The sequence below is a fragment of the Lysobacter sp. TAB13 genome (genome assembly GCF_052113885.1).
Lineage (GTDB): Bacteria > Pseudomonadota > Gammaproteobacteria > Xanthomonadales > Xanthomonadaceae > Lysobacter > Lysobacter gummosus.
The window spans coordinates 82,270-108,853 of sequence record NZ_JBFRDR010000014.1; the positions used below are offsets into that span (position 1 = coordinate 82,270).

The 26,584-nt window shown below is 62.4% G+C and carries 15 protein-coding genes and 1 tRNA gene; all 16 read right to left on the bottom strand.

The genetic code is table 11. From position 1 onward, the window contains the following. Window positions 1-190: 190 nt before the first annotated feature. Window positions 191-1,621 carry a sugar porter family MFS transporter gene (locus AB4Y92_RS17125; protein ID WP_441820745.1) on the bottom strand — a complete coding sequence of 477 codons (1,431 nt, stop codon included), beginning with the start codon at window positions 1,619-1,621 and terminating at the stop codon, window positions 191-193. A 73-nt stretch (window positions 1,622-1,694) separates the two neighbouring features. Next, on the bottom strand, window positions 1,695-3,029 hold the full coding sequence (gene xylA / locus AB4Y92_RS17130; RefSeq protein ID WP_441820746.1) for a xylose isomerase: 1,335 nt from the start codon (window positions 3,027-3,029) through the stop codon (window positions 1,695-1,697). Further along, the gene (gene xylB, locus AB4Y92_RS17135) at window positions 3,026-4,558 is read right to left on the bottom strand and encodes a xylulokinase (protein WP_441820747.1); all 1,533 of its coding nucleotides are present in this window, start codon (window positions 4,556-4,558) and stop codon (window positions 3,026-3,028) included. The genes xylA and xylB overlap by 4 nt, the downstream gene beginning before the upstream one ends. After that, window positions 4,555-6,918, bottom strand: a complete 2,364-nt coding sequence (locus tag AB4Y92_RS17140; protein ID WP_441820748.1) for a glycoside hydrolase family 95 protein — start codon at window positions 6,916-6,918, stop codon at window positions 4,555-4,557. The genes xylB and AB4Y92_RS17140 overlap by 4 nt, the downstream gene beginning before the upstream one ends. A gap of 1 nt (window position 6,919) precedes the next feature. Beyond that, entirely contained in the window at window positions 6,920-9,793 is a 2,874-nt protein-coding gene (locus AB4Y92_RS17145) for a TIM-barrel domain-containing protein (protein ID WP_441820749.1), read from the bottom strand. A 17-nt stretch (window positions 9,794-9,810) separates the two neighbouring features. Beyond that, on the bottom strand, window positions 9,811-11,517 hold the full coding sequence (locus AB4Y92_RS17150; protein WP_441820780.1) for a DUF5597 domain-containing protein: 1,707 nt from the start codon (window positions 11,515-11,517) through the stop codon (window positions 9,811-9,813). A gap of 19 nt (window positions 11,518-11,536) precedes the next feature. Then, window positions 11,537-13,471 (bottom strand): sialate O-acetylesterase, encoded by a 1,935-nt coding sequence (locus tag AB4Y92_RS17155; protein ID WP_441820750.1) that lies wholly within the window; start codon window positions 13,469-13,471, stop codon window positions 11,537-11,539. Then, window positions 13,468-15,348, bottom strand: coding sequence for a glycoside hydrolase family 2 protein (locus AB4Y92_RS17160; protein ID WP_441820751.1), 1,881 nt, complete (start codon window positions 15,346-15,348; stop codon window positions 13,468-13,470). Before AB4Y92_RS17160 ends, AB4Y92_RS17155 begins: the two co-directional genes overlap by 4 nt. Beyond that, window positions 15,332-17,536, bottom strand: a complete 2,205-nt coding sequence (locus AB4Y92_RS17165) for a cellulase (RefSeq protein ID WP_441820752.1) — start codon at window positions 17,534-17,536, stop codon at window positions 15,332-15,334. The genes AB4Y92_RS17160 and AB4Y92_RS17165 overlap by 17 nt, the downstream gene beginning before the upstream one ends. Before the next feature lie 185 nt (window positions 17,537-17,721). Beyond that, window positions 17,722-20,688 (bottom strand): TonB-dependent receptor, encoded by a 2,967-nt coding sequence (locus AB4Y92_RS17170; RefSeq protein ID WP_441820753.1) that lies wholly within the window; start codon window positions 20,686-20,688, stop codon window positions 17,722-17,724. A 346-nt stretch (window positions 20,689-21,034) separates the two neighbouring features. Continuing rightward, entirely contained in the window at window positions 21,035-21,985 is a 951-nt protein-coding gene (locus AB4Y92_RS17175; RefSeq protein WP_441820754.1) for a LysR family transcriptional regulator, read from the bottom strand. A 1,023-nt stretch (window positions 21,986-23,008) separates the two neighbouring features. Then, the gene (locus tag AB4Y92_RS17180; protein ID WP_441820755.1) at window positions 23,009-23,434 is read right to left on the bottom strand and encodes a tyrosine-type recombinase/integrase; all 426 of its coding nucleotides are present in this window, start codon (window positions 23,432-23,434) and stop codon (window positions 23,009-23,011) included. Window positions 23,435-23,545: 111 nt separating this feature from the next. Further along, a complete protein-coding gene (locus AB4Y92_RS17185; RefSeq protein ID WP_441820756.1) occupies window positions 23,546-23,983 on the bottom strand; it encodes an Arm DNA-binding domain-containing protein in 438 nt (145 codons plus the stop codon). Between the two features lie 156 nt (window positions 23,984-24,139). Further along, a tRNA-Leu gene (locus tag AB4Y92_RS17190) sits at window positions 24,140-24,224 on the bottom strand. A gap of 166 nt (window positions 24,225-24,390) precedes the next feature. Continuing rightward, a complete protein-coding gene (locus AB4Y92_RS17195; RefSeq protein WP_441820757.1) occupies window positions 24,391-25,155 on the bottom strand; it encodes an anti-sigma factor in 765 nt (254 codons plus the stop codon). A 10-nt stretch (window positions 25,156-25,165) separates the two neighbouring features. Beyond that, window positions 25,166-25,744: a sigma-70 family RNA polymerase sigma factor gene (locus AB4Y92_RS17200; RefSeq protein ID WP_441820758.1), complete on the bottom strand. Its 579-nt coding sequence runs from the start codon at window positions 25,742-25,744 to the stop codon at window positions 25,166-25,168. Window positions 25,745-26,584: the final 840 nt, after the last annotated feature.

The following is a 26,584-nucleotide window of genomic DNA, read 5'->3' on the forward strand; positions in this document are numbered from 1 at the left end:
CGCGGCGAATACGTTCAATGCAGTGGCTCCATCAAGCGCGAATAAGATGACGGGAAGTCCCGTCGCATCGACGAACGCTGTCTCGCCTGCAACCAGGCGGATGGGATGCACGCGAGTCATGGCATGGCTGGACTTCCATCCTTCGACGCCTTTGTCCATGACGACCACGACCGGGCCCCGCATCAACCCGTCAGCCTTCCATCTGTTCCAGCTCCCGACCCTTGGTTTCGTACACGTACTTCAGTACGAAGAACACCGAGATCACCGCAGCCACCGTATAGATGCCATAGGCGCCGGCCAGTCCGATGCTGACCAGCAGGATCGGGAACGTCACGGTGATGATGAAGTTCGACGTCCACTGCGCCGCGCCCGCCACCGCAAGGCCGGAACCGCGGATCTGATTGGGAAACATCTCGCCCAGCATCACCCACATCACCGGGCCCCAGGACATGTTGAAGAACACCACGTAGATATTGGCGGCCACCAGCGCCAGCGTGCCCATCGAATCGGATAGTTCGAGCTTGCCCGCGGCATCCACTCCGGCGCTGGCGAAAGCAAACGTCACTAGCGCCAGCGACACCGCCATGCCCGCAGACCCGATCCACAGCAACGGCTTGCGGCCGATGCGATCGATCAGCATCACTGTCACCAGGCAAGCGCCGATGCTGAGCGCGCCGGACAGCACGTTGATCAGCAGCGCGTCGCTTTCGGAGAAGCCAACCGCCTGCCACAGTACGGCGCCGTAGTAGAACACCACGTTGATGCCGACCAGTTGCTGGAACGTGGAAAGTCCGATACCGATCCAGACGATCTTGCGGACTTTCCCGGTCGTCTTGTCGACCAGATCTGACAGACGTGGACGATGATGATCTGCCGACAATGAGCCCTCGATCTCGACGAGCTTGGTTTTCGCTTCCGCGGCTCCGTATAGGTGGGTCAACACTTTCAACGCTTCTTTCTTGCGATCCTTGACCACCAGGTAACGCGGGCTTTCCGGAATCAGCAGCAACAGCAACAGGAAGACCGTCGAGGGGATCGCCTGCATCCAGAACATCCAGCGCCAAGCCGCATGGCCCAACCATAAGGCTTCGGTGGAAGCGCCCGCGGCCTTGGCCAGCAGGTAGTTGCTGAGGAACGCGCAGAACAGTCCACCGATGATCGCGATCTGCTGCACCGTCGCCAGGCGTCCGCGATAGCGGGCCGGGGTCACTTCTGCGATGTACGCCGGCGACATCACACTGGCCGCGCCGACCGCGAAGCCGCCAAAGACGCGGGCGATGATGAAGATCGTCGACGTGTTGGCCATGCCGGCGCCCACCGCCGAGATCAGGAACAGCGCCGCCGAGATGATCAGTACCGCGCGGCGTCCCCAGCGGTCTGCCAGACGGCCGGCGAAGAACGCGCCGATGGCGCAGCCGAGCAGCATCGAGGCCACTTCGAAACCAGTTCCGGCGGAACTGGAATGGAAGGCCTGCTTAAGTCCGTCGACGGTACCGTTGATGACGCCGCTATCGAAGCCGAACAGGAAACCGCCGATGGTGGCCACGCAACTGATCAGGATGATCAGTCGGGTGTTTTCGCCACCATCTGTGGATGCCGTGCCAAGGGGAATGCTGTTCATGAGATGCCTTTGGTGAGTGCGGCTCGGACAGGTATGGATCGAGTGATCGGCGACGCCGATACGACGGCGGGCATCAGCGCAACAGGTATTGATTCAGCAGGTTCTCGTATCGCTCCTGCTTGCCGCTGATTCGGCTGGGTTCGCCGTTATGGGCCGCGATGGCGCGCAGATCGTCCAGAGCCAGCCTGCCCTGCTCGAAATCGCGGCCGTCGCCGCTGTCGAAGCTGGAATAACGCTCGGTGCGCCACTGTTCCCATGGCGAATCCGTCAGCAGCGCATGCGCCACTTCCAGGCCGCGCGCAAACGCGTCCATGCCGCCGATGTGGGCGATGAACATATCTTCCAGGTCGGTCGATTCGCGCCGAACCTTGGCATCGAAATTCAGACCGCCTTCCAGACCGCCCTGGCGCAGCACCACCAGCATGGCGCCGACGGTGTCGTACAGATCCGTCGGGAACTGGTCGGTGTCCCAACCGTTCTGCGCGTTACCGCGGTTGGCATCGATGCTGCCCAGCAGGCCCTGATCCGACGCGACCTGCAGGTCGTGCTCGAACGTGTGCCCGGACAAGGTGGCGTGGTTGGCTTCGATGTTGAGCTTGAAGTCGTGCTCCAGGCCATGCTGGCGCAGAAAGCCGGCGACCGTAGCGCTGTCGAAGTCGTACTGGTGCTTCATTGGCTCCATCGGTTTTGGCTCGATCAGGAAATTGCCCTTCAAGCCGATGCTGCGTCCATAGTCGCGCGCCATGATAAGGAAGCGAGCGAAGTGTTCGACCTCGCGCTTCATGTTGGTATTGACCAGTGAGGCGTAGCCCTCGCGACCGCCCCAGAACACGTAGTGCTCCCCGCCCAACTCGACGGTGGCGTCGAGCGCCGCCTTGACCTGAACAGCCGCGCGCGCGACCACGGCGAATTCCGGATTAGTCGAAGCACCGTTCATGTAACGCGGATGCGAGAACAAGTTCGCCGTGCCCCACAGCAGCTTCACACCGGTGGCATCCTGGCGCGCCTTGGCCAGAGCGACCATGTGTTTGAGGTTGTTTTCGTACTCGCCGATATCTTCGGCGTCGGGCGCCAGATCGATATCATGGAAGCACCAGTACGGCACGCCCAGCTTAGTAAAGAACTCGAACGCGGCATCGACCTTGGCCTCTGCAGTGGCCATCGCCGTATCGGCTTCCCAGGGAAAGCGGCGCGTGCCCGGACCGAAGGGATCGTGGCCGGTGTTGCAGAAGGTATGCCAGTAGCACACCGCAAAGCGCAGGTGCTCGCGCATGCTCTTGCCGCCGACGCGTTTGTTTTCGTCGTAGACCTTGAAGGCGAGCGGATTGTCCGAGTCTTTACCTTCGAAGGCGATGCTGCCTATACCCGGAAAGTATTCCCGCGCGCCGATGAAATATGGATTGCTCATGGTCTGTCTTCCGTCCTGTTATGCCGGGTGCTTGCCTGGGCCGCGTCCAACGTGCGCACCGCCTCGAGATGCCGCAGAAAACGCGCGTAATGCATTTTGTAATCGTCCACGCGCACAGGGTCGGGGCGGGTCGAAAGCGAGAGATCGACGGCAGCGTGCTGCGCCACCAATTCCGGCAAGGTAGTGCTGTCCCCGTTCTCGCGCAGTTGCGACCACAACGCCTGCAGTGCAGCGCCAAACGCGGCCCCTTCGGCTTGCCGGGGAACTTCCACTGGCAGATCGAAGACATCGGCGATCATCTGCTTCCAGGCAGCGCTCTTACTGCCGCCGCCGGTCAGCACGATGGCGTCGAATTCCAGACCCGCAGCGGCGAATGCGTCGTAGCCATACTTCATCGTGTAGGTCGCGCCTTCCATGGCCGCGCGGTAGCAGTTGGCCGGCGTGACATTGCGCAGATCCATGCCCAGCATCGAGGCGCAGGCGTCGGGTAGATTTGGCGTGCGTTCGCCATTAAAGAAAGGCAGCAGGGTCAAGCCGGCGGCGCCCGGAGAGGTCGCGCCGATCATGGCCTCGCCCTGGCCGACGCTGAAGTCGAACAAGCGCGCGATGGTCTCAGTGGCGACCGTGCAATTCATCGTGCAGATCAACGGCAGCCAGCCGCCGGACGAGGAGCAGAAAGCGGCCCAGCTGCCGTTCGCATCCACCACCGGACGATCGGCGTAGGCGAACAAGGTTCCGGAAGTACCCAGGCTCATCGACAAACGATCCGGCACCACACAGCCGGTACCGATGGCCGCCATCATGTTGTCGCCGCCGCCGACTGCGATGCGTACTGCGTGGGATAGCCCCAGCGCGTCGGCGATAGTGGGCACGATAGAGAAGGTGGTGCCCGGCTCGACCAGCGGCGGCAGGCATTGCAACAGATCGCGATCGGGATCGGTGGCCGCCAGCAGTTCCGGTGACCACTGGCGCGTGCGCACGTCGAGCCAGCCGGTCCCGGAGGCATCACCGGCTTCCATGAAACGTTCGCCAGTTAGGTAGAAATTGAGATAGTCGTGCGGCAACAGGATTACCGCCAAATCGCGGTAGACCTCGGGCCGGTGATGGCGTGTCCAAGGCAGCTTGGAGGCGGTGTAGCCAGGCAGTATCGGGTTGCCGGCCAGTTCGATGCAGCGCCGCTCCCCTCCCACCGCCCGCATGATCTGCTGGCATTCATGGGCGCTGCTGGTGTCGCACCACAGCTTGACCGGCGCGAGCACTTCTCCGTCGCGGCCCAGTGGCACGAAGCCATGCTGTTGCCCGGAGACGCCGATGGCGACGATCGAGACGCGGATCGTCGCGTCCAATTGCGCGAAGCAAGCGTGTAGGCCTTCGATCCACCACGAGGCCAGCTGTTCGCGGCTGCCGTCCGCGCCACTGATCAGTTCGAGCGGCGCGCTCGCCGTCGCGACGACTTGCCTGGACTGCGCGTCGTAGACGAGCAGCTTGATACTCTGGGTTCCCGCGTCGATGCCGGCATACAAGCTCATGCCGCCACCAGCTTGCCGTCTTTAACGCGTAAGCGGCGCGACTGGCCCGCTTCGAGTTCGACGTCCAGACTCTGCTTTCCCAGAACGATGTTGTAGTGACCACCGCGCACGCTGGTGAGCGTGGCCTCGGTCAGGCGACCTGCTTTCCACGACAGATCGATGCCGGCGGCGCCACGCACCTTAAGACCACGCACGGACCCTGTTTTCCACGCTTCCGGCAGAGCCGGCAGCAGAAAGATCGAACCGCCCCAACTCTGCAGCAGCATTTCGGTGATACCGGAGCTGCCGCCAAAGTTACCGTCGATCTGGAATGGTGGATGGGCGTCGAACAGGTTCGGGTAGGTCCGCTGCGGTCCCAGCAGCATGCGCAGGATCTTCAGCGCATGTTCGCCATCGCCAAGCCGCGCCCATAGATTCAAGCGCCAACCCAGGCCCCAGCCGGTGGCGTCGTCGCCGCGGATTTCCAGCGAGCGCCTCGCGGCCGCGGCGAGTTTCGGCGTATCGCGCACGTTGATCTGCGAACTCGGATGCAGTGCATAAAGATGCGAGACGTGGCGATGGTGAATCTCCGGCACCTGCATGTCCCAATCTTCGCGCCACTCCTGCAGCTGGCCTGCTTTGCCTACGCGGTCGGGCGGCAGCTGCTCACGTAATTGCTTCAACTGAAGTGCGAAACCGCTGTCCACACCCAGCAGGCCGGCGGCCTGGATGCACTGTGCGAACAGATCGCGCAGCAACTGTGAATCCATCGCCGGCCCGGCGCAAAGCGACGCGCCGTGCGGATGCACGTTCTCCGGCGACATCGAGGGGTTGGTGACCCGTTCGCCGGTGTGGGGATCGCTCGTCAAGGTCGCCGCGAAGAATTCAGCCGCGCCCTTGAACAAGGGATAGATCTTCGCCAGATACGCGCGGTCGCGACCGTAATCCCAGCGGTCCCACAGTTGCTGCAGCAACCACGCGCCGCCCATCGGCCACAGTCCGTATTGCGCGCCGTCAATCGGGCTCGTCTGCCGCCACAAGTCCGTGTTGTGGTGCATCACCCAGCCGGGCGCGCCGTACATCGTCTTGGCGGTGCGCGCACCGGTTTCGGCCAGATCGAACATCATGCGCTCCAGCGGTTCGACGCATTCGTGCAATGCGTTGGCTTCGCTCGGCCAGTAGTTCATCTCAGTGTTGATGTTGACGGTGTACTTGCTCTCCCAGGGCGGATCCATCAAATCGTTCCAGATGCCCTGCAGGTTGGCCGGCTGCGTACCGGGGCGCGAACTGGAGATCAGCAGATAGCGGCCGTATTGATGGTAGAGCGCGGCGAGTGCCGGGTCGTTCCCATCTGCAAAGCGTTCGACGCGTACGTCGGTAGGCAACCCAGCGGCCTCGGTATGGCCCAGGTCGATTGAGGTGCGACGGAACAAGCGCTGGTGTTCGGCCACATGCGTTGCGCGCAACTCTTTGAATCCGCGCTGCTGCGCGGCGATCAACTGCTGGCGCGTGATCGATTCTGGATCGCCGCCGACATCGTCGTAGCGGCGATAGCTGGTAGCGGCCGTAATCAACAGCACCACCTCGTCCGCGCCTTCGATTTCGATGCGTTCGCCACGTAGCCGCAACGAACCGCCGCGCGGGATGGCGCGAATCCTCACCGCGAACTTCAACCGCCCCTCGACACCATGGCGCGTGGCGTTGCGTCCGCGCAGCAGCAGAGCGCCGTCGTCGGCGATCATTTCGCCCTGTTGATCGCTATCCAGCGACACCCGCAGATTGATGCTGCCGGGTCGGTCGGCCGACAAGCGCATCACGACGCATTGGTCTACCGGTGAAATAAAGGCTTCGCGCGTATGCTCCATCTTCCAGGTTTTGAACCGCGAGCGCGTAATCGCCGTATCCAGATCGAGCTCGCGGCGATAGTCGGAGATATCCGGAATATCGCGAAAATCCAGCACGACGTCGGCGAGTGGTTGATAGGGCATCTGCTTGAGCGGCCGCGCCATCATCTTGGCGTTGGCCAAGTCTTCCGCGCGCGCGTACTGGCCGGCGAAGATCAGCCGACGCACTTCCGGCAATGCCTCCAGTGCGCCGGAAGTGTCGGCTTGGTACGGGCTGCCCGCATACAACGTGTCCTCGTTGAGCTGCAGCCGTTCATGCTCGATGCCGCCCCAAACCATCGCGCCGAGACGTCCGTTGCCCAGAGGCAACGCCTCGACCCACCTTGTCGCCGGCCGTCGGTACCAGAGCTTGAGCGCATCGCCATCGGGGATGGCGTCAGCCGTCGCATGCACGACGGATGACGGCGTCAGGCCCGCGATCGCGATACCCGCGCCCACTGCCTTGAACAACTCGCGGCGCGTCGCATCGATGCTCATGTCAGTTCGACTCGGCAACCTTGCTGACCGTGATCGCCTTACCGTCGTACTGCACGGTGGCGTCGACGGCGGGTTCCAGCGCACCAGCGTCGGCGCGTGGGCCGCTGACGAAACGCGCGCGTATCGTGCGCTGCTTCTGCATCTCCGGATACGAACCTTCCCGTGCGCCGATGCTCAGTTTGCCGGTGCGTTCATTCCACGACAGCGGGATGCGGCTGAACTCGCCCTTCTCGTAGCCGTAGCCTTTGCCGTCGTCCTCGTACAGCGAGAACTTGCCGTCGGCGCCGGTGTACACCACCAGCGTCAGCGGCGCGGTCGGCTGCTCATCGACGTATTGCATCACCGGACCGATCGGCACGATGGAGCCCGCGCGCACGAACAACGGCATGCGTGCCAGCGGCGCGTCGGCTCGCAAGGTCTGTCCGCCACGGTGGCGCTTGCCGGTGTTGAAGTCGTACCAGTCCGCTCCCGCAGGCAGATAGACGTTGCGGCTGGTCGCCTTAAACTCCGACACCGGATTGACCAGGAACGCCGGACCGAACAGGTATTGGTCGTCGATATCGCGAACCTTTGGATCGTTCGGGAAATCCATTGCCAGCCCGCGCATGATCGTTCCGTCGCGATGCCAGGTATCGCCCGCCAACGTGTAGATGTAGGGCAGCAGCGTGTAACGCAGGCGGTCGTAGTAGGCGAGGCTGTCGTAGATCGCCGTGCCCTCCGGCGAAATATTCCAGATTTCGCGGGTCGGGAACTGTCCGTGCGAGCGGAAGATCGGGGCGAAGGCGCCGAACTGGAACCAGCGCAGATTCAGTTCGCGCCACTCGGCCAGATGCGCAGGATCCTGGGTCTCATAGCGCTTCTCCACCGCGAATCCGCCGATGTCGAAGGTCCAGTTAGCCAGCCCGGAGAGTGACAAGTTCACGCCGGCCGAAACCTGTTCACGCAGATCGCTCCAGCGCGAGGCCACGTCGCCACTCCACACCGCCACCGCGTTTCGCTGGGTGCCGGCATAACCCTTGCGCGACAGGATGAAAACGCGCTGGTCGGGATCCTTGGCGCGATCGCCCTGATAGACGCCCTCGGTGTGAACCAGCGGGAACGAATTGAAGAACTCGGTAGACGAACCGATCGCCGTAGGCGTGGCGCGCGCCTTGCGTTCGTCGATGTCCAGGTTGGAATGCATGTCGGGTTCGTCCGAATCCAACCACCATGCATCGATGCCCAACACATTCAACTTTTCGTCGATCTGGCGCCAATAGATATCGCGCGCCTGCTTCGAATAGGGATCGTAGAACGAGGAAAGATAACCCTTGCCGATCCAGTCCCTTTCCTTCACTTCGATATTGCGCCGGTAGATATGCCCCTTGGCGTCCAGTTCCTTGAAATTCGCCGTATTTGGATAGAACTTGGGCCATACCGAAATCATCATCCGCGCATGCTGGTCATGGATGTGCTTGACCATGGCCTGCGGATCAGGGAAACGCGCCTTATCGAAATCGTGCGAGCCCCAGGCGTTTTCCGGCCAGTACGACCAGTCCATCACGATCGCGTCGATCGGCAGCTTGCGTTTGCGGTATTCATCCAACGCATCGGTCATCTCGGCCTGTGTCTTGTAGCGTTCGCGGCTTTGCCAGAAGCCATAGGCCCATCGCGGCAACAGCACCGACTTGCCGGTGAGCTTGCGATAACCGGCGATCGCTTGGTCAGCCGAGTCGCCGGCCACGAAGTAGTAATCGATCATCTGCCCGGCTTCGGACCACAGCGACAGATCCTTGGCTTCGCTGCTCGGCAACGGATCGCGGTGCAGCACAGCCAGATAGCTGGGATCGATCAAATTCCACTCGATCTTCAATTTGTGGCGTTGGCCGAGCTGCATCTGCAGGGCGAATTCGCGGTGCCATGGATTCCAGTTCTGGCGCCAGCTGTCGGAAATCAGCTTTCCATCGATCCACAATTTGGCGTATTCGCTGGAGAACAGCGAGAACGTGTGGCGACCTGCGGTTTTCGCTTCTATCTCGCCTTCCCACGTCACCATCAAGCGCTGCGGAGCTTGTCCTTCCACTGCCTTCGGCAGCTTGGCCTCGGCCGGCCATTGCTTGAGATCCTTGATGTATTGGTAATTGATCTGCGATTCCCGACGCTCGACCTTCTGCACGCCATTGATCGAATAGCGCGCGGTCAGCGCGCCCGCTTCGCCGTTGGCGTCATACAAATTCAGCGACTGCGGCAACGGCTGCAGGCCGCGCGGATCGCCGAGTCGGGTGATCGAGTTGTTGTCCCACAGCAGTCCGTAACGACGGCTGGAAACCAGATACGGAACCGCCATGTCGACGTTGTGCTGTAACAGCTCCACGTCGCGACCTTTCTGGTTCATCCAGCCCTGCTGGTGCTGGCCGAATCCGTAGATGGCTTCGTCGTCGGGCGACTGGAAACGTTGGCGCACGCTGAGGTAGGCCTGGCCCTCGGCCCGCAGCGGTGTGAACGTGCGCCCGTCTTCGACTTCGGACAGGATGGGTTTTCCGGCCACATCGAAGAACGCCACACGGCCGCTCTGCAGCGACACGTCGGCCGTGACCTCCGCCGTGCTCAGGCGCACATGCCCCGCCTTTTCGGCGACCTCGAACAGCACGGGCTCGGGTGCATCTGCAACCCGCATCAGACTGGCGCTGCGCTTGAAGTCGCCATCCGGGTCGGCGCTGACGCGGATAATCCCTTCCGCGACGACTTCCAACCTGACCTGTGCGGCGTCGCTTTCCACCGGATGTACCACGATGCCCTTGCTGTTTCGTTCGTACTTGCCTGCTTCGACTGCGCCGGCATACGTCGGCGCCAGCAATGCCGGCAGCAGAACCGCCAATCCGATCAGATAACGCATGCCCGTTTCCTTCTTCATCAGTATGTCGCCAGCTTGACTCTCAGCAACTGGGTACCATTGGAGAAATTCAAGCCGTAGTCGGTCTGGTCGCCGTTCCAGATCCGCTGGAATTTCCATTGACCGTTTTCGTACGTGCCTTCCTCGACCCGGTCGTATATCTGTCGCGCGGCGACATCGGGGTCGGCAGCGACGATGTTCACGCGCGCGTGGTAAGCGGTGACCAGGAATTCATCGGCACCGGTTTCAGCGATCAATGCCGCGCCGATCGGCGCCGGGTTGCCTGGTGCTTCACCCCGGAACCAGAACTGCGGCACGCCGTAGGTAATCACCGCATTCCAGCGTTCGTTGAGTTTTAGGGTTTGTACCGGCTGTCCACTCTGCTCTGCCGTGCCATGCACCTTGCCTTCGTAGCTGAGCTTGGCCAACAGCCGCGCGGCCGGCCGCACCAGGCGATAGTTCAGCGCGAACGGCTCCAGCGATTCGGGCGACATGCCTTTCGCCCCAAGCGGCCAGTTGGAATAACGCGTGTAGTCGATGCCGAACGGCGACCAGCCAATGGCTTGGCGGCCGAGCGCAGCGAAGAAATAACGCGCGAACGGCACATCGTTGCCGGTTTCGGCCACCAGCAAGGCGTTGTCGGAGCGCGAGTAACGATCCAGCACGGTGATGTACTTGTCGTACTCGCGCATGTAGATGTCCGGCGCCAGCAGATCGATATGGGGTGCGGCCGCCTTGTAGACATCGAGCACGTTGTCGGTGGGGCCGCCACTCTCGTACTGACCGGGCAGGCCCGGGGTGAACGGATCGCGCAAGGCCGCGTTCACGTACATGGGCAACGGATACTCGGCTTTGCCCGCGGCCGCGATCTGATCGATGTAATGGGCCACATGCCAAGCGTGGAAGAACTCGTCGGCGTCGCCGCCGAATACCTGCTTCCAGTTGCCCGCCTGTTTGCCCATCTTTCTGATCAACGCGTCCGGCACGGCGCCGTCGAACGCCTTCTGCGCCAACGGCGAGAAATCCCGCGGCGCGCCATAGGTGCCGGGCTCGTTCTGCGGTTGCACCATGATGACGGTGCGCTGCGGATCGGCTTGTTTGAGATGGCGCATCAATCGCACGAAAGCTTTTTTATCGGCGTCCAGTGTTTGCGCAGCCAACGGCGACAGTGAATTCAACGTCTTGCCGTCAGCCGTGATAACGCGTGGGAAACGTTTGTTGTCCAGCTTGACCCAGGCCGGCGCATAGTTGGGGCCGTTGTTCTTCCAGGTCGCGAACCACAACAGCACCAGCCGTACATCATGCTGGCGCGCCTGAGTCAACAAAGTGTCGAGAAAAGAGAAATCGAACTCACCCTCCCGCGGTTCGACCTGTTCCCAGGCGATCGGCACCATCACCGTGTTCGGCTTCAGCACTTCAATGGCGGGCCACACCTTTTCGAAGGCAGCGGGATAGTTGCTGGAGTTGTTGACCTGCGCGCCTAGCAGCAGAAAGGGCTCGCCATCCACCAGCAATGCGTGACGGCCGTTTTTGCTCACCAGTTTCGGAATAGGCGCTTCGGCGCGGCGCGTCTCCGACTTGGGCGCGACTTTTCCGTCGGCCGGCGCAGTCGCCTGCGGTGCATCGGGTGCGGGCCTGCATGCGGTCAAAATCGTCAGCACCGCCATCACTGCCGACGATCGCAACCAGCCGAGGACAGTAGTGCGGTTCGGAATTCGGGTCATCATCATCGTAGGCTTTTCCATGTCACCACGTGTCGCTGCGGAACGGCGATGCCGGCAGCCCGTCGCGGTTGATCAGATCGGCTTGTTCGGGGTTGTCGCGCCACGCGTAACGCACGGCCTGCGGCTGCGCGACCGCGGCACTGGTCAGCACGACGGTGTCGCCCTGAACGACAGCGCGGGCCGGATGGAAACGGCGATCGGCGCCGGCCAGTTCAAAGCCAAGCGCTGCATCGCCGCCACCGCGCACGGTCAATGCACTGGTGGAAGGTGCGAACTCCACCCGCGCTTCACGGCCTTTGAATCGGGCAGTCCGGTAAACAGGCCCGGAATACACCAACGACTCGCCATATGCGACATGGCGCGCGGCCAACGCCAAGCGGCGGCCGACTTCCTGTTTATCGAGGGGATGAATGTCGCGGGGATTGCCGATATCGATGGCGACCGTCTGCGCCGTGGCCGGCAGGGCGAGCGTGCGCGATTGCGATTCGCGCAGCAGCGCCCATGGACTACCGACGCCGGCACTTTCGCCAGGAACATCCGCACCGGAAATGAAATTGGCCAGTTGCACCCACAGGAACGGTAAGGCCGGTTGTTTCCAGTCGCCGCGCCATTGCTCGATCAATGCGGCGAACTGGTCGCGGTACCGCAAGGCGCCGGTCGCGGTGGCATTGGCTTCGCCCTGATACCAGATCACTCCGCGCAGCGGATACGGCCGCAGCGGATGGATCATCTGGTTGTACAGCAGCGCGGGGTACTGGTTCTTGTCGTCGATCAGCGCTACCGATACCTGTGCCGGACGGAATTTCCACGAACCCTCCAGGGGCCGCTTAGCCGCGCCTTGCGGTTGTACGAACACTTCGCCAGCCTCGCCATGGATGCCACCGCCACCGCCGAAATCCTGCACTCGCACCGCGACTTGATTGATGCCGGCGCGCAGCGTCTGCGGCGACACCGGGTATTCGCGCGGCAGGTTGTACTGCATGCGCGTCTGGCCTACTTGCTGGCCATTGACCCAGGTGGTGTCGGAATCGTCGATACGGCCCACGCCCAGCACGATCCCCGCCTTCGCCTCGGCATCGCTCAGGGTGAAGCTGACGCGATACCACGCCTCGCCATCCATGCCGTTGTAGCCGCTCTTTTCCCACAAGCCCGGCACCGCAATGCGATCCCAGTCGTGATCGTCGAAATCGGCCTGGTTCCAGCGCGAAGTGTCTACGCTCTTCTGCGGCCATCGAGCCAGCCGCGCAAGGGTCTCGGATACAGCGCTTTGATCGCGCGTGCGCAACTCACGCGCCTGCCGCGCGATCGCCTGCGCATCCAGCCCTTGCGCAGATGCCTCGGTCCAGGCCTCGATGCTGCTGCCGCCCCAGGTGCTGTCGATGATGCCGATGGGGACACCCGTCTTCGCCCGCAATTCGCGCGCGAAAAAATATCCGACCGCCGAGAATGCACCTGCCGTCTGCGGTGATGCCGCTTGCCATTGACCGCCGGTCAAACGCGCTTGTTGCTGTCCCGACCACGACTTGGGCACCTTGAAATGGCGGATACGTTGGTCGCCCGCGCGCGCGATTTCTCGCTCCGCATCCTTGGCCTGGGCGACCGGCCATTCCATATTCGACTGGCCTGAAGCCAGCCATACGTCGCCGACCAGGAGATCGCGCACGACGACGGTGTTGCCTGCTTGCTCGCTGACCTTCAACAGATAAGGGCCACCCGCCGCGTGCGCGGGCAGTTCGAGCCGCCACGCGCCGTCGTCGGAAGCGGTAGCTTGTGCGCTGCGGCCGTCGAGCTCGACTTCGATCTTCGCGCCCGGCGTCGCCCAGCCCCAGACCGGTAACGGCTGATCGCGCTGCACCACGGCGCCATCGGAAAACAGCAGCGGCAGCACCACCTTCGCCTGCGCAGGCTGCGCCGCCGTCAGCAACAGTCCCAATACGATAAAAAGCCTGCATTTCATCGTGCAACCTCTACGTAATAGTCGTGGATCACCTGCCAAGCCAGCTTGCGCTCACCGCGCTCGGACAACAGCCCCTTGCGGTTGTAGCCGTGTTGCAGCGGATGCATTCGCACTGGCGAACGGAAATCCGTCATCACCCACGGCGCCGTGCCACGCAGGAACGGAATACGCGCGAACATACGCAGCTGTTTGCGATAGAACTCGGCTTGGAACTCCTCGCTCCAGGCGCTGGCCACGTCGTTCGCGCCGTGATGGCCGTAGCGCGCCTCGGCGCCGAATTCAGTGATCAGCAGCGGCTTGCCGAATGGCTTCCACTCGGCTTGCTCAGGCTCGACCGGCCAGGGTGTGTACCAGCCGAAGTACTCGTTGATGCCAACGACATCCAGCGACGTGATTAACGGATCGGCGACGGTCAACGTACGGTCATGGAAGCCCGGGCCATAGAACGCTGCGCTGATCAGCCGGGTCGGATCCAGTCGGCGCGCCTGTTGCGCCAGCGCCGTGAGCGCCGCGTTGCGTGGAGGGCCGGGCGAAGTCTCGTTGGCGATCCCCCACACGATGACCGACGCGCGATTGCGGTCGCGACCGATCATCTCCGCCAGCATGGCTTCGAGCTTGCCCTGCATGCCGGCGGCGGCGAAGTCGATGCCCTGGTAGACCGGAATTTCCTCCCACAACAACAGGCCCAGACGATCGGCCAAGCGCAGCAGATGTTCGTTGTACGGGTAATGCGCCAGGCGCACGAAATTGGCGCCCAGTTGTTTCGCCTGCTCCAGCATTCGCTGTGCATCGGCTTCGGAATGCGCGCGACGGCCGTCGATCTCTTCGTGGAAATTGACGCCGCGCAGAAACAGCGGCTTGCCGTTGAGCAGGAGCTCTTCGCCGTGGACGGCGATGCTGCGGAAACCGATGTCTTCCTGCAGCGACTCTTCCGGCGTGGAGACTTCCACGCGGTACAGCTTGGGTTGCGCTGGCGACCACAATGCGAACGACGCCTCGAAACGCAACGGCGCGCGACCGTCCGCGCCAGTCTGGGCGCGCACGTCCACGCCCAGTTCGCGAATGCGGACGCGCACGGGTTGCCGCGGCGTGGTGCCGGCCAGCTGCACCCAGCCATCGACGCGCCGCAACGAATCCGGCGCCAGTTGCAGGAAGTAGTCCTGAATGTAGGTTTTCGGAGTTTCGATCAGAGCCACATCGCGGGTCAGTCCGCCGTAGTTGAACCAGTCGAAACCCTGCGCCGGAATGCCGTCCTTGCGGCGTTCGTTGTTGACGTGTACCAGCAGCCGGTTTTCACCAGGCTTCACCCGTTCGGTCAGTTCGAACTGGAATGGCGTGAACCCGCCTTCGTGACTACCGAGTTTCTCGCCGTTGAGAAACACGTCGGCGTGGTAATTCGCGGCGCCGAAGTGAACGAACAAGCGCCGCCCTTTGCGCGCAGCGGTAGCGGCGTCGTGCTCGAACGCCTTGCGATACCACACCGAACCTTCCAGCCAGGTCAGCTCCGGCCTTTGCGTATTGAAATCGCCCGGCACGTCCAGAGTGAGGCTGTCGTCGAATCCGTATTCGAAGAACTGGCTCTTGCCTGTCGCGGCGCGGTCTTTCCAGACTGCTTTCCAGTCGCCCATGCCTGCGGCGTAGCCGTCCACCAGCGCCTGCCATTTGCCGTTGAGGCTGCGTCGTTTGCGGCCCGGCAAATTGGTCAGCGGTGCGGAGGCAGGTTCTGCATCCGGCGCGGAAATCCGCGCATCACTCACGCGCTCCTGCGGACGTGGCGCGTAGCCCTGCGCGGCGGCCAGCAACGGCGAACACGCCAGCAGCGAAATAGCGAGCCGGCGCAGCATGTACGAGCCTGCCGATTCAGCGCGGATCGCCATACACGATCCCCCTGCCGCCGGTGGCGAAATACACTCGGCCGTAAATGCGCGGGTCGCCGGTGACGCGGTAGATCTTGCCGTAGCGATGCGCATCGTCGTCGATGCGCGTCCAGCGGCGGCCATCGTCGTCGGAACGGAACAGGCCGGTCTTGCCGGCGATCTGTCCGAACAGATACAGGGCCGGCGTTTCGCTGCCCTGCTTCGGCTTGCCCAACCCCAGCGAATATGCGTTCTCCACGCCAGGCAACTTCTCCAGCTTGCCCGCCGACCAGCGCAACAGGCCACGCCAGGAGGCAGTGAGATAGACCACGCCGCTGCGCTTCGGATCAGGATGAACCTCGGGACGAAACCGGTCGTCGAATTCGCCCACCGCGTTCTGGGACTCCTGGAATTCCATGCCGCCGTTATCGCTGACGTACAGCTTGCCGGTGATGCCGTCGAATCCGTAATAAATGTCTTCGTCGACCTGATCGGCCTCGATCACCGCCGTATCTGGAACGCCCTTGACCTTCTGCCAGCGCTTACCGAAATCGGCGGTGATCCACGCGCCCGATTTCAACGGCGTCCAGATCACGCGCTTGCCGTCGGCGGCGATGCTGATGTGTCCGGCGCCCTCGCCCTGCGGCGGTTCGCTGGCGAACGAGCTCCAGTTGCTGCCGCCGTCGAGCGAATAGGCCGCGCGTACTTCGTTGTTGTTGCGATGACGGACGGTACCGCTGCGCACCACAATCTGCGGCGCCTGCCCGGCATAGGCGATGCTCTCGCCATTGGTCAGGCGCGGGCCGGCGAACTGCAACGGCGACGCCGCCAGATCGTCGTGACGGAAGCCATCGATATCGCCGACCGCGCTAAGCAGATGCGCGCCCTGCGGTGGACTGACCAGATCCAGAGGCACAGTTTCTTCCAGATGAGTGTTCTTGAACCACCACTTCACTTTGGATTGGTTTTCGTCGAACGCGGTCAGGTTGCGCGACGCCCAGATGCCGTAACCGGTGACGAACATCGCCTCGTCGCTGTCGAACGGGTTGATCTTAATGTCGGCCATCCAGTGCGGGGTGGCATGCGCGGTCCACGGCGAGATGGTGTGGTCGAACTCGGAGCGCGGGAACAGCGGCTGCCAATGCCGACCGCCGTCGCTACTGCGGTAGATCTCATCGTGTGGAACGAAGCGATTGAACGTTGTCGCCAGCAACACCTGTGGATTGCGTGGATCGACCGCGACCGCGCCCCAGCCGAACCCGTCGCTTTCGGCATCGATGGACTGCGGCGCTGGAGTGATGTCGGTCCACTGGCCCGACGCGGGTGCGAACTTCCACACCGCGCCGTTGTTCATGGTGTTGGGCCCGGGTTCGTCGCCGTAGCTCAGGAAATAGTCGCCATTGGATGCGCGCACCATATGGTTCGGGCGCAGGCCCACCGGCTGTTTGGCCACCGGCCGCCAGTTCGTGCCGCCATCGCTGGATTCGTACACGCTGGTTTCACGGGTGGAAACACCCGCGTACAGCTTCGGCGTCGGTGCGCCCTTCCGGCCGCTAGCGGGGTCGAATACGACGAACACGATACCCACCGGCTGAGGGCCCGCCCACGAAGTCTGCACACTGGCCGAAGGCGCATGAGCGATCGCAGGAAACGACTCCGACTGCGACCAGCTTGCACCGCTGTCCTGGCTGCGCCACAGACCCGACGCGCGGGTGCCAAAAAACAACACTCTGCCGTCGTTTGGGTCGACTGCCAGGCGTTCGCCGTTGCCACGCCCCATTTCGTTGCCGCCCAGCTTGAACGGAAGATCGGTGCGCTGGAAGTTTTTACCCCGGTCGAGCGAACGCAGGATCGCGCCGTTGCCCACCCACTTGTTCAAGTAAGTGCCCGCCGCCAGGTAGACACACTCGGGATCGGAAGGATCGATCGCCAAGCTTTCTATCCCCAACAGGTTGGTGTCTTCCGCGCCCAGCCAGTCGGTCAGCGGCATCCAGCGATGCGCCTTGTCGTCCCAACGGTAGGCACCCCCAACGTCGGTACGCGCATAGGCCAATCCCTTCTCGGCGGGATGAAACACTAAGCCGGTGACGAAGCCTCCGCCGCCGATGGAGACATTTCGCCAACGATACTCGGCGGTTTCACCCTTCGCTGCTGCGCCGGGCGCCAGCAAGAAAGCAAAGAGTGCGAATGTCAGACGAAGCTTAGGCATGGGCTCTTCTGTACGCAGTGAGGGTCGATGCAGAGCAGCAGGCACACTCTCGGGAGTCAAACGTGTAGCTGCAGAGCAAGCCTTAATGAGCAAGCCTTAACTCGCTCTGCGTTTTCTGCTCTCTGGTGAGGCGGAAAACACTGAGCGGGACGAAGGTGAGGTCCGTTCTCAGCCCTCTGTCACGCTCAGAACGTAACGCGAAGGGTCGCGGCGTAGCGTGTGTCGTTTACGTACCAGGAAGTGACGCGGCGGCCGGCTCCGTTCTGGTTCATCAGCGTGCGCTGTTCGGCGTTGTTGAGATTGTTCATTTCCAGGCCAAGCTGGATGTGTTCGCTGAACCTGTAGAAGATCGAGCCATCCAGCTGTCCGTAGGCGTCGCTGTACACCGGCAGCTTCCAGGCAATGCCGTTGTCGGTTCCGTTGTAGCCATTGGGCCCCGTCGACAGCAGGTACTGGCTGCGCCAGTTGTAGGCCAAACGGATCTGCCAGGGCCCCTTCTCGTAGAAGGCAGCGACGTTGTAGGAATTCTTCGACAGGCCATCGGCCGGCAAGTCATTAAACACTGAGCCATCGGTGTCGACCGGCTGTGTATCCAGGTTATTCGGCACCTTGGTGGAGCTGTCGATGTAGGTGTAGTTCGCCGACATTCCGAATCCGTCGAAAGGTGCCGGCAGGAAGTCGAAGAACTGGTTCCAACCGATCTCCACACCCTGGATGCGCGCCGTACCGACGTTCACGGGGCGAGTGATCAAGTAGTCGTATTGGTTGCCATCGGTGCCCGGATAGGCGACCAGTTGCGTCTGACGGCGGAAATAGTCCTTGACGTCCTTGTGGAACAGGTTGATCCAGGCCATGCCGCCGCGATCGGGATCGAAGTACCACTCCAGCGACAGATCGAACTGCTTGGCCTTCATCGGCTCCAGGTAGGGGTTGTCGAAGGAACTACCCGTCAGATTCAGATTAGTGACCGGCAAGGTCGATGGATCGTCCGGGTTTGGCTGCTCGACGCCCTGCTTCGGATCGGCGTTCAGCACCTGATACGCCTGCATGTCGCTGAAATTCGCACGGGCGATGGCTTTGGAGGCGGCGAAACGCATGATCAGGTTATCGGCAACTTCCCAACGCAGGTTCAAGCTGGGCAGTACGTCGGTATAGGAATTTTCGGCCGTGATGGGTTCCGATTCACCGGCTCCCAGATACGGCGCGAAGGATTTGTTCGGGTAGACCAGAAACCCCCTGGCGGCATTCTCGGTTCGCACCACACGCACGCCGACGTTGCCGTCCAGACGCGCGTTGTCGAGACCAAAATTCGCCATTAGATAAGCAGCCCGGGTGGTCTCGGCCTGGACATTGGTGTGCAGGTTGTCCGGTTGCGTTGTCGTGTACGAGATGCCAGAACCGGGCTGGTAATACGGAGCGGCAGCATCGTGGATGGCCTGATAGCTGCCTGGATACCCAAGCGCAGTACTCAGAACCGGCGCATAGAATCCTCCCGGCGTGTTGGCGTCGCCACGATAAAAGTTGTCGAACGAATTCACGTGCACCAGGCTGGAGTTGACTTCGCCGTTTAGATTCAGCGACGGCATCGCGCCATTGGGCAACGCCCCCCCGCGCATCCAGGTCTGGAACACGGGTTTCCAGTTGTAGCCGGTATCGATGCTGGTGGCGCCACGATCGGTCAAACGCACGCCGAACTTGATCGACTTGATGAAGCCGCTATCGAAGCTGTGCTTGAGGTCTGCGCGCCAAGCCAGTTCGTCGGCCTTGTTGTCGTCCTGATGGTCCATGGTGAAGCCCCAATAATAATTATTGGGATTGCCCGTGAACTGTTCGTCGACGCCGATGGCCGGTCTGCCGCCGAGGGTGACGTCGATATAAGGCACGTTGACGCCCAGGGCCACCGTGGAATCGAGACCCTGGGTGGTGGCCTTGATGTACTGAAGATCGGTCGTCAGTTCGGTGCTGTCGCTGAGCGACCACTTCAATCCGAAGGAAAAGTCGGTGGTCTTGGATTTACGGTGAGAGGCACGGATATCCGTCCCCATGGGAACGCCGCCGGGCTGGGTCAGTCGGCCGGAACGGAATACATCGCCGTCCATTTGATAGGGCTGACTTGCGTCGAGCATTACTTGCAGGGGATTGTTCGAAACGAAGATGGCATCCTCGTTCCAGAGCTCATCGTATTTGCTCTGGAAGGCGGTCGCGTAGAGTTCAACGTCGTCGCTGGGGCGCCACTGCAGAGCGATATAGGCGCCATCGCGCTTGCGTTCGTACTCCAGGGTGCGCCAGTCGGCGCCGCGTGGCAGCCACAGCTCTTCGTTGACGCCGTCGCCATTGAGATCGTTATTGCCGTTCTTGAAGAACGGACGCACGAACAGGCCGTCGGTGCGTGTGGCTAGTTCCGAGTGGGTGATATCGACCAGGAAACCGACTTTCCCAACGTTGGTGTCCCAGGTGTTGCTGTAAAGGGCGGAGACGGTAGGCTTGTATTTCTCGGCGAAGTCGCCGTAGTTCTCGCTCAAGCTACCGCTGATCTTCTGGCCATCGAAGTCGAAGGGCATGAAGGTGCGCAGATCTACGCTGCCGCCCACTCCTCCCTCGATCATATCGGCCTTCTGGTTTTTGTAGACATCGACGCCAGCCATCAGTTCGGCGGGCACGTCCTGAAAACTCAGGTTGCGGCCGCCGGAGGCGGAGAAGCTATCGCGACCGTTCAGTTCGGAACGGACCTGAGTCAAACCGCGAACCTGCACGCCGCTGCCCTCGGCAGAGAAGTGTTCCGGATCGCCCACTGACAGGAAGTGGTCGATGGTCACGCCGGGGATGCGTGAAAGCGTTTCAGTGACGCTGCGATCGGGCAATGCGCCGATGTCTAACGCGGTGACGGAATCGACGAAGGTGTCGGAGTCACGCTTGAGGTCCTGTGCCTTGGCGACGGAACCTCGGATTCCGGTGACGACGACAGCGTCCAGATCGACGGCCGCTTTTTTTTTCTCGCCGGCGTTGTCCTGAGCGACCTGGGGTTCTTGCGCATAGGCATTGGTGCTGAGTAGCGCAGCGATGCTTAAAGCGATGGCCGAATGTTGCAATCGACGGAAACTGGCACGCCCGGCTGCCCGGTTCGCCAGAGTACGGCTTTGGCGCGTTGACATGGTTGTTCCCTCCCAGGACACCTTGACGAACGATTGGCTGGTTTTCTAACCCGCGGGTACTGTTGCGCCCCTGATTCGGGTTCTTAGATGTTTTCGCGCCCGCCCCGGCGCCTGCCGGTTCCCCGTGCGTTGTTATCACTCGTCCTCTCGGTCGTCGCGACACCGTTCCAACAGGTGTCCGATGCTCTGGACGTTATGCCGCGTCCGCCTGACGCCAATGTCACGTTGCGACTTCCATGGCAGCATAGGCCGCTCTCGACATTCCACACCAATGAAATGTTTGGCAAAAACTATGTGCTTTTGGAATACATAACCGAAAAATCTGCCGTTCAGACGGTGCAATCGGTTACAGGGCTGGATATAAATTGCGTGCGGTTGCGCGCAGCGCTTGCAGGACGCATTCCGCCCCGGGAGACAGTTGCTGGTCGCGGCGGCGGATGATTCCGAAGAATTCCATTCGCACGCGCAGATCTATCGGCAAAACCTGCATTTGCGCCGTTTGAATGTACGGCGCCACCGATTCGGCAGGTAGGGCGGTCAGCAAATCGCCATAGCGCAGTAGATGAATAATGAGCGGTAGCGACGCGGTCTCGATGATGTTCTGCGGCGGCGCCAGGCCACGTTCCAGAAACATTGAATCCAAACGCGTGCGCAATATGCTGGCTGCCGGCGGCATGATCCAACCGTACTCGAGCAGATCGGCGTGGGTCACTTCACTGCGCTGCGTCAACGGATGCCCGGCCCTTACGATCACCGAATGTGGTTCGTCGGCCAGCGGTTCGAACTCCAGATCGCCTGCTCCTTCCGGACCCAGGATACGGCCGATCACGATGTCCAATTGCCCGCTCAGCAGCTTCGCCACCAACGGCCGGCTGTAATCCATATCCACCCGGATCAGAATGTCGGGGAAGTCGCGCTTCACCGCGGCGATGGCCTGCGGGACCAAGTTAGTGCCCGGATTGACCACCGTACCAATCGCCGCCTGGCCCATGCGTCCGCTGCGCATGGCTTCTATCTCGTGATGGGCGCGTCCAATTTCCGACAAGGCCGAGCGCGCACGACGGATCAGTGCCTGGCCATACCAGGTGGGCTCCACCCCACGCGCGTGCCGCTCGAACAGCGGCACGCCCAAGATGTGTTCCATTTCCGACAGCAGCTTGGAGGCCGCTGGCTGGGTCATATCGGCCGCATCGGCCGCTCGCACCACCGAGCGATGTTCGTGCAAGTGCAGTAGCAACTGCAGGTGGCGGGTTTTTAGCCGCGAAGCCTTTAACAGTTTGGCTGGGGATTGGATCATGAGGCTGTCCCTCGATCGCTCAGCAGCTATATGCGCGGGGACAGCACATGACAAAGATTTCATTTTTCGCATATAGCCGACTCCAGCACCCCTATGCCACGCTGATCTGCTGTTATCGCCCGCGTCCTGCGAACGTTGCAACGAATGAGAGAAGAACAATTGTCCTGTACGAGTCGCGCGAGGTCCTCTGCCGTCATCAGGTCAGGCGCGGGCACGGAATCATCGCTGTAAGCCGGGAGCACTCCGCTTAGGTTCTTCAACAGAGCCAACGGTTCGCGCACCGCCCGCCGCGCGGCCGCGCGACGCTCAAGTGCGCCATACAGCGCGTGCAAGCGGTACGCCATGTCCTCTTCCCTCTCGTTCGGACGCTCCCATCTTCCGGCTCTTGTGACGGTGGTCATCACCGGCAGACGTGCAGCGGAGCGAGTGATACGCCCGAATGGCAGCGCTGTCAATCTTACAATGGTAGCGCTACCACTTTGTTCTTACGGCGTCACGCCATTGCTCCGTTTAATGCGTGGATGCCGCACCGCAGCAGCGCATCTGCGCGACGTTCATCGAGGGCGGACGCCGTCGTTAACGTCGCTGCCGGTCGGCCAATAGACCACGCTCGGGATACCGTTGAAGTGTCTCGCGCTGGCCGACGCGAACCTGTCGAAGTTGTCCGCCTTATTGACGATCGAAATCTCCGCACCTCTACAACTGTCGTTCTCGCGCATCGCGCTGACCCCGCAAGGCGGCGCCGTGCGGACGCTCGGATGCAGGGCCAATGAGTAACCTGGAGCCGGAGATTGTCCCGAGCTTCGGCATGGAGTCCACCGATGCGCGGGTGTTTTTTCATGCCCTGGCTAGAGCGACAAATGAGGAAGTCCGATTGCCATCCTGCTTCGGGCGCGGCTCGCGCGAGACCGGGCCGCGAAGCGGCTTCGGCTTGCATGGCACCGTGGCAGTGAAGTGCCGACGAAACGATTCGAATAAGATGACGTCAGGTGCAGAGCATCCGCGTGTGCAAACGCGACGCGACTAATAGCGAAGAGGCAACCTTGAGCTAAGGTGATTCTGCTTCGTAGCCTTTGGCTTAGAACTTGGCGACCCGGTGAACTTCGGCACTCCCTTTATTTCGTTCACCGCTTGAACTGGCAAGGGAACCAAGTGGGCATTCCGAGTCTTCATACGCTCCGGAGGAACCAGCCACTCCGCATCGTGCAAGCTGATTTCCGACCACCGTGCGCCAGCGACAACACCAGGGCGCAGAGCAGTCAGCATCGTCACGATGAGGGCTGCTCTCGTCACAGATGAGTCATATGCATCGACTGCCGAGAGCAGCGTCCGAATCTCGTCAGGGTTCGTCGCCGCCGCTATATGCCCCTTCCCATGCTTCGGGACAGCGCCCTTCAGGGACAGATGCCGCCCCTCTTCGCGCAACCCGGAATGGATCGCGAATTCCACGATCGAGCCCAAATGTCCGCGCGCCTTCTGCGCCAGAGCTGGCGCGAGCCGCGATCTTGGCGATCACCTTACGGGCTTCGAGCGTCCCCAAGCTGGCGATGTCCAAGCCTTTCAGCGAAGGCTGCAAGCATTGCCCAACGACATAGCTGGCCTTTCGATAGGTCTCTGATGCCCAGCCGGGCTTGTTTGCACCAGCCAGTCGGCGGCAACTTTGGAGAAATTGCGGTCTTCAGCAGTGAGCAGGGCCTGCTTAGCTTCTTTCCGGTCGCGGGACGGATCAGCACTGCCCCGCAGCGTCGCCCTGGCGACAGTGAGGCTGTCGCGTGCCTCTTTCAAAGAGACTTCCGGGTATACGCCCAGGCTCAAACGCTTGGCCTTCCCGGCAAACCGATATCGGAAGCGCCAGTAGCGACCACCGTTCGGCCATACCTCAAGAGACAGCCCATCGCCGTCTGCGATGTTGTAGATGCGCTCCTGCGGCTTGATCGCGCGCAGCGCCTTGCCTGTCAATTCCCCCAATTTCTCGCGGTCCTCGGCGCGCGTGTACAAGTCTCGGCCGAGGCCACCGACTTGCACACCGCTTTGGTCACGGAGCGGGCGAGCTGCTGGGAGACAGGCAGCCCCTCCCAGAAACAAAAAACCCACGCATTTGCGCGGGTCTTTGTGCATTTCTGAGACGTTGAGAGCTGTACAGAACTGCTTAAGTGGTGCCCAGGAGAGGACTCGAACCTCCACGGTTTTACCCGCTAGTACCTGAAACTAGTGCGTCTACCAATTCCGCCACCTGGGCCAATCGCTGCGGTTTCGATGAACCGTCGCCGCTGCGAGGAGGCGTATGTTGCGTTGCGGCGCCTCCGCTGTCAACGGTTGCGTGACAACTTTTTTTCAGCCGGCGGCCCCTCCCGGGGCCATACAGCTCCAACCCGGCCGCGGCGCGGGACGCCGCGGCCCGGGGTTCACAGCGACAGCCCGCCCTTGGCGACGATCGGCCCGGTCGGTGCGCTATGCGGCACGCCGCTCGGCGGTTCCAGGCTGATCGCCAGGGTCGCGCCGGCCACCAGTTTTGCCAGCAGATCGGCCGGGACCGGCACCGAATGCGCTACCTGCGTCGAGACCAGGCCCAGCGAACGCGGCGCCTCGCCCTTGGGAATCAGCCACAGCTCGGCGATGCGCCCCTGCGCGTCCGCGGGCGCGGGCACCGGCACCATCAGCACCTTGGACTGGCGCCGATCGACCGTGGCCAGCCAGCCGGTGCTGCCGTCGTCGCGCGCCAGCAGCGTGACCGGACGGGTCGGCTCGGCTTCCACCGGCGGCAGTTGCACCGGCGGTTGCTGCACCAGCGGCGGCGGTGTCGGCGCCGGCGCGCGGCCGAAGAACAGCGCGACCACGGCCAGGGCCGCGGCCAGCGCGGCGGTGGCGCGCCAGAAGCCGACGCTGTTCCACAGCCCGCGCGGCGGCGCGCCTTCCACCGGCGACCAGCCCAGGCGGCTGCGCAGGCGCGGCCACAGGTGCGCGGGCACGGCGGCCGGGTCGATCTCGGCGATCAGCGCGGCGAAGCGGCGTTCCCAGTCGGCGACCAACCGTCCGAACGCAGGCTCGGTTTCGATACGCAACTCCGCGAGCCGGCGCTCGCGCGCATCCAGCACGCCCAGCACGTACTCGCCCGCGTGCACATCCGCGCTCGGCGGTTCGCCATCGATATCGTGTTCGCGAATATTCATGACTGTGCGCTCACCCTTCCAAGCACGCGCGCAGCTGAATCAGGCCGCGACGGATCCAGCTCTTGACGCTGCCCAGCGGCGAGCCGGTGCGCTGGGCCAGTTCTTCGTAAGTGGAGCCGTCGAAGAACGCCGTGCGGATCAGGCTGCGGCGGCGTTCGTCGAGTTCTTCCATGCATCGGCGCAGGCGTTCGTGTTCGTCGTCGCTTTCCACCTGCGCCGACGGCGTCGGCGCGGTGTCGGCGATTTCGTCGATCAACTCCAGCGGCGCGCGCTTGACCGTGGGCAAGGTGCGCAAGCGGTCGATGGCCTTGTTGCGCGCGATCATCGCAAGCCAGGTGATCGCGCTGGCGCGGCCGGCGTCGAACTGGCCGGCCTTGCGCCAGACCGTGGCGTAGACCTCCTGCAACACGTCTTCGGCCTCGGCGCGCTCGGGCAGCAGGCGCAGGCATACGCCGAACAGGCGCGAGGAGGTTTCGCGATACAAGCGCTCGAACGCGGCGGCATCGCCGCGGCCGACCGCAAGGAGCAATTCGCCGGTGGGATCGGAAGGATCCGGGCGTCCGGACTGCGTGGCCGTGGAATCGGTCATCTGCGCCTCGGTCGTGCGCGCCGACAGGACGCGTCTTGCCCGGGATTCTAGACACCCTTTCGCCAGATTCGGCAAATAAGCCCGGGTGGGTCTACCGAAGCGTGAGCCACGGCGCGATTGTGGGCCTGGACCCGGCGGCGCCGGTGCTGGCGCGGCCGTTGGCGGAGCGGTGTTCGTGCGCGAGCCGCGGACATTCGCCACCCTGCCCCAGGCGATATTGCCGGCCACACGCGGCGGCCGATGCGGATCGCGCGCCGGCGCGATCGGACGGAGAGAGTCGAAGACGGCTTGCATCGCAGGTTCACGCCACGGCCGCGGTCCGGCCTACGCGAGCAGATACGGGCATGACGGAGCGGCGGATGCGCGGCGATGCGATTCATCGTTTGAACGCAGCTCGCGAGCGAAGCTACGAAGTCTTTTGTAGGAGGGGCTTCAGCCCCGATGCTTTCCGATCAGTATTGACGAACACCGGTTTCTGGCCGAAGAGCATCGGGGCTGAAGCCCCTCCCACAAAAAACCTCGGAGCTTTCAAACCGATGCAGTGGCCTCGCTCGGGCCGCATGGAATCACATGCAACAGCGCCGCTTGTCGATCGACACTATCGACCGCCCGCACTGACGAAGTCACGAGGTCTTTTGTAGGAGGGGCTTCAGCCCCGATGCTGTTCGATCAGAGGTGATGAGACATGCAACGGTGCCGCTTGTCGATCGACACTATCGACCGCCCGCGCTGGCGAAGCCACGAGGTCTTTTGTGGGAGGGGCTTCAGCCCCGATGCTGTTCGATCAGAGGTGATGAGAAAGGATTTCTGGGCGAAGAGCATCGGGGCTAAAGCCCCTCC